Raw genomic sequence first — 4,961 nt, forward strand, 5'->3', positions numbered from 1 at the left:
ATGGACCCGGTGTACACGCCTGCGCGAAAAATCCACCTGTACCACTGCGACCATCGCGGCCTGCCGCTGGTGCTTATCAGCACGGAAGGGGCAACAGAATGGTGCGCAGAATACGATGAGTGGGGCAACCTGCTGAATGAAGAGAACCCGCATCAGCTGCAGCAGCTTATTCGTTTGCCGGGGCAGCAGTATGATGAGGAGTCCGGTCTGTATTATAACCGCCACCGCTATTATGACCCGCTGCAGGGGAGGTATATCACTCAGGATCCGATTGGGCTGAAGGGGGGATGGAATTTTTATCAGTATCCGTTGAATCCTGTCATAAATGTAGATCCGCAAGGTTTGGTTGATATAAATTTATACCCCGAAAGTGATCTTATCCATTCTGTAGCTGATGAGATTAATATCCCAGGCATTTTCACAATCGGGGGGCATGGTACCCCCACATCTATTGAATCCGCAACGCGCAGTATCATGACAGCTAAAGATCTGGCATATCTAATTAAATTTGATGAGAATTATAAAGATGGGATGACAGTTTGGTTATTTTCTTGTAATACAGGTAAAGGACAAAATTCATTTGCTAGCCAATTAGCTAAAGAGTTACATACAAATGTAATTGGACCTGACACGCTATGGACGTGGTGGGGGCGAGGAACTAATGGTAAGTTAAAAATGGATACAGTGCTAACAGCACCAACGAATCTTAATTCAAATAAGGATCTAATGGCTATAACAACAAAAGACCTTGGTAATTGGATAACATATGGGCCATCTGGGCACCCCATTTCTAATATGCAAGGTACGCCAGAAAAACCCAGTGATATAAGATAGGTTGTAGATGTATGAAAGCATACTTGTTACTATTTTTTTATTTTTCTCTTGTTTGTCAATTGCATGGTGCTGATGTGAAAATAAAAGAAAACGAAAGTGTGATGGGATCTACAGCAATGACCTATGATTTAAGTGAAGAAAAGTTGATGAAACTGAAGTATAAATCACAACATGGTGATTCAGAGGCATCATTTCGACTATATCAATATTACTGCTTTACTAAAAATAATATTGATAAACAATTGCGATTCTTGGAAAGATCAGCATCTCAGGGGAATGTTACAGCGCAGTTTAATTATGGGGGTTTTTTATCAGATACAAATCCAACATTATCAGAATATTATGATTTGAATAGAGCTATTTATTGGATGGAATTCGCTGTAAATAACGGTAATATTGATGCGAAGAGCAAACTTCAAGAGCTCAAAAAGCTAAAGCGAATGGATAGAAGGAAGAATAAGGAGAATCCGTAAAAGCAATAGTTCATCAGACTGCCGCAGCAGTAGTATGATGATGAATCAGGGCTGTACTATAACTATTATCGGTAACCAGGGAAAGATCATCAGAAGTTCACTTTTTGTACTAAATAATTCGCATTTTATGTTTAAAAATTGAGATATCCCTTATTACCTAAAGCTGTTTTTTATTGCTTATACATGATCAAATACTCCTTACATAATTAAGGAGAACAAAATGGAACTTAAAAAATTGATGGAACATATTTCTGTTATCCCCGATTACAGACAAGCCTGGAAAGTGGAACATAAATTATCGGATATTCTACTGTTGACTATTTGTGCCGTTATTTCTGGTGCAGAAGGTTGGGAAGATATAGAGGATTTTTGGGAAACACATCTCGATTTTTTGAAGCAATATGGTGATTTTGAAAATGGTATTCCTGTTCACGATACCATTGCCAGAGTTGTATCCTGTATCAGTCCTGCAAAATTTCACGAGTGCTTTATTAACTGGATGCGTGACTGCCATTCATCAGATGATAAAGACGTCATTGCAATTGATGGAAAAACGCTCCGGCATTCTTATGACAAGAGTCGCCGCAGGGGAGCGATTCATGTCATTAGTGCGTTCTCAACAATGCACAGTCTGGTCAACGGACAGATCAGGACGGATGAGAAATCCAATGAGATTACAGCTATCCCTGAACTTATTAACATGCTGGATATTAAAGGAAAAATCATCACAACTGATGCGATGGGTTGCCAGAAAGATATTGCAGAGAAGATACAAAAACAGGGAGGTGATTATTTATTCGCTGTAAAAGGAAACCAGGGGCGGCTAAATAAAGCCTTCGAGGAAAAATTTCCGCTGAAAGAATTAAATAATCCAGAGCATGACAGTTCGCAATTAGTGAAAAAAGTCACGGCAGAGAAGAAATCCGTCTTCACATTGTTTGCGATGTCCCTGATGAACTTATTGATTTCACGTTTGAATGGAAAGGACTGAAAAAATTATGCGTGGCAGTTTCCTTTCGTTCAATAATAGCAGAGCAAAAGAAAGAGCCAGAAATGACGGTCAGATATTATATCAGTTCTGCTGATTTAACCGCTGAGAAGTTCGCCACAGCGATCCGAAATCACTGGCACGTGGAGAATAAGCTGCACTGGCGTCTGGACGTGGTAATGAATGAAGACGACTGCAAAATAAGAAGAGGAAATGCAGCAGAATTATTTTCAGGGATACGGCACATTGCTATTAATATTTTGACGAATGATAAGGTGTTCAAGGCAGGGTTAAGACGTAAGATGCGAAAAGCAGCCATGGACAGAAACTATCTCGCGTCAGTCCTTGCGGGGAGCGGGCTTTCGTAATCTTGCCCTGCTGCAGGGGCGGTATATCACTCAGGATCCGATTGGGCTGAGGGGGGGATGGAATTTTTATCAGTATCCGTTGAATCCGGTCACGAATACAGATCCTCTGGGGTTAGAAGTTTTTCCTAGTCCATTCCCCTTGCCAATTCCATGGCCAAAAAGCCCTGCACAGCAGCAAGCAGATGATAATGCTGCAAAAGCATTAACTAAATGGTGGCATGACACTTTAAGTGAGGAAGATGAATGTCCTCCATGTGTACCTCCAACCGGAGAAAAATATAATATCGAAATACATACAGAAAGACATGAGGGCAGAGGGTTAGCTGATGGTGCTCATGGTTGCATGGTTTTGACTGGAAGCCCTGTTCATTGGCATTATGATGTCAATAATCAGAACCCTAAAACATGTAAGTGCTATCCTCAGAAACATGAGTTTGGTGGTTGTGGTTTGCCTTGATAAATTCAGGGGGAAGTAAAAATGGAGCATGTTTTCAATGAAGTCTGCTTTCATGATAATTTAATTCATGGAATTATTTTTTGTTCTGATTCTGGAGAGTTTTCTTCAGATATAGCATTGGATATTGATTATATAGAAAAATGGATCAAAACGGAGGAAGGTGAGATATTTTTCGTTATCTCCAAGGCGTTATTAAAATTTCATGATGTAACGGATTTGAAAATTTTAATTGATTGGGGTGAAACAAATAACAGTGAATTTTCCGGGTATGCAGCGGGGGTTTATATTAATAAAATTATAAGAAAAAAATATACTCCCCTATTGCAGATGATTATTTTTTATGGAGAATAGAAACAAATAATCATGATGGTTACATTTTATTTGGCGCATCGTCTTATTCTTTAGATGTTGTTGGGCGGCAACAAACAGTTAATCGGCAATTTTTGCTACGGAATGAGAGGTAGAACTTCTTCGTCTCGGTTTTTTTTCAATTTAGTATAGCTAATAAAAATATGGTACGGCTGGAATGGATACAGGCCAACCACCACACTGACGGGCAATACCCGTATCCAAACCACCAGACGGGGAACTTCAAGCTACTCATCAGCATCGAAACGGAGAACCAGCACCATCAGCAACAGGTGCCTCACCTGCCGAGCTAACTGTACGATGAGGAGATAGGACTGTACTATAACCGGCACCGCTATTATAACCCGCTGCAGGGACGGTATATCACTCAGGATCCGATTGGGCTGGAAGGCGGGTGGAATTTTTATCGTTATCCGTTAAATCCTGTTGCATACACAGATGCTCTGGGATTATATAGCAATTGGGGCGAATTTATGAATAACTCTATTAACGCTCCTTCGGATGTGACTTCTAAAATTTATACTACCCCTTTTACTGGTTCAGGATCTATTGATATAAGTTTTAATGGTGACGAATTTACAGGGGCTAGTTTTGCTGTGGGAGCAACAGTTGGCGGGAATGATAGAGTTCCAGCTAATCTGGATGTTTGTGTGTATTATACTTTGTGTGAACATAATGGTGTTGGTTCTGCAATCGGTATTTCTTTGTCAGGTACAGCATCGCAAGCAAAAATCTCTCCGGGGGAGTATCTTAATAAAGGTTATATATCTACAGGTGGTTAATTGAAAAAATATTCCATTGCAGGGGTTAGGGATGCAGACGGAAAAATTCAGGCACAGTGAGTATTGGTCCCGGATTTGGTGGTTTTGTTGGCGAACTTACCTGTTCGCAAAGTTTATGGTGTTTATCACAATTGGTAGGATATTAACTTATGAAAATAAAAGTAGGTATTGTTATTGTAGCAGTAGTGGCTTTTATGTTTTTTGGTAAAGATATTAGTCATAATGTAATAAAGGCTGATGCCGATATTAGAAAGATTGCGCAGGATAAAGTTGTTATCATTCAAAAGCTATACAATCAGAATGAAGTGGACAAAATCTACTCTGACACAAGCAGTGAATTTAAAAAAGCAACATCGGAAGATGTTTTTATAACGATAATGAAAGAAAAAAAACAGGTGTTTGGAATGTTAAATAAAATAGACTTACTGGCAAGTAATGTAATTAATCATAATGTTGTGGTTTTAACCTATCGCTCTACATATGAACATTACTCTCTAATAGAGGAATTTGAATTTACAAAAGAAAATAAAGGTGATCTGTATTTGAGTGCTTTTTATGCCGATGAGGGGGGTAAGCTTGGCGAGGTCATTAAACTATAAAATATGAACTATTTCTTTACTTGAGCAGAGGTGAGATGCTTGAGGAATTAATTTTGCAAGGTAAATATTCACTGATCTCCTCCCTGAAAAC

Annotated in this window: 5 protein-coding genes and 3 pseudogenes; all 8 read left to right on the forward strand. The window is 39.3% G+C overall.

Annotated elements, in window-relative coordinates; all coding sequences use genetic code 11:
* Positions 1-834 (forward strand): RHS repeat-associated core domain-containing protein (locus D9738_RS24660; protein ID WP_130261401.1); only part of this gene is annotated, 834 nt, incomplete at its 5' end.
* An 11-nt stretch (positions 835-845) separates the two neighbouring features.
* The gene (locus D9738_RS24665; RefSeq protein WP_130261402.1) at positions 846-1,307 is read left to right on the forward strand and encodes a sel1 repeat family protein; all 462 of its coding nucleotides are present in this window, start codon (positions 846-848) and stop codon (positions 1,305-1,307) included.
* A gap of 220 nt (positions 1,308-1,527) precedes the next feature.
* Positions 1,528-2,663, forward strand: a pseudogene (locus D9738_RS24670) (ISAs1 family transposase).
* Positions 2,664-2,673: 10 nt separating this feature from the next.
* Positions 2,674-2,898, forward strand: a pseudogene (locus D9738_RS24675) (RHS repeat-associated core domain-containing protein); the annotation flags it as partial.
* A 243-nt stretch (positions 2,899-3,141) separates the two neighbouring features.
* Entirely contained in the window at positions 3,142-3,471 is a 330-nt protein-coding gene (locus tag D9738_RS24680; RefSeq protein ID WP_130261403.1) for a hypothetical protein, read from the forward strand.
* A 314-nt stretch (positions 3,472-3,785) separates the two neighbouring features.
* Positions 3,786-3,956, forward strand: a pseudogene (locus D9738_RS24685) (RHS repeat-associated core domain-containing protein); the annotation flags it as partial.
* A 6-nt stretch (positions 3,957-3,962) separates the two neighbouring features.
* The gene (locus D9738_RS24690) at positions 3,963-4,271 is read left to right on the forward strand and encodes a hypothetical protein (RefSeq protein ID WP_240780618.1); all 309 of its coding nucleotides are present in this window, start codon (positions 3,963-3,965) and stop codon (positions 4,269-4,271) included.
* Positions 4,272-4,420: 149 nt separating this feature from the next.
* Entirely contained in the window at positions 4,421-4,870 is a 450-nt protein-coding gene (locus D9738_RS25355) for a DUF3887 domain-containing protein (RefSeq protein WP_240780619.1), read from the forward strand.
* Positions 4,871-4,961 lie beyond the last annotated feature (91 nt).

It is taken from the genome of Escherichia sp. E10V5, from assembly GCF_004212315.1.
Lineage (GTDB): Bacteria > Pseudomonadota > Gammaproteobacteria > Enterobacterales > Enterobacteriaceae > Escherichia.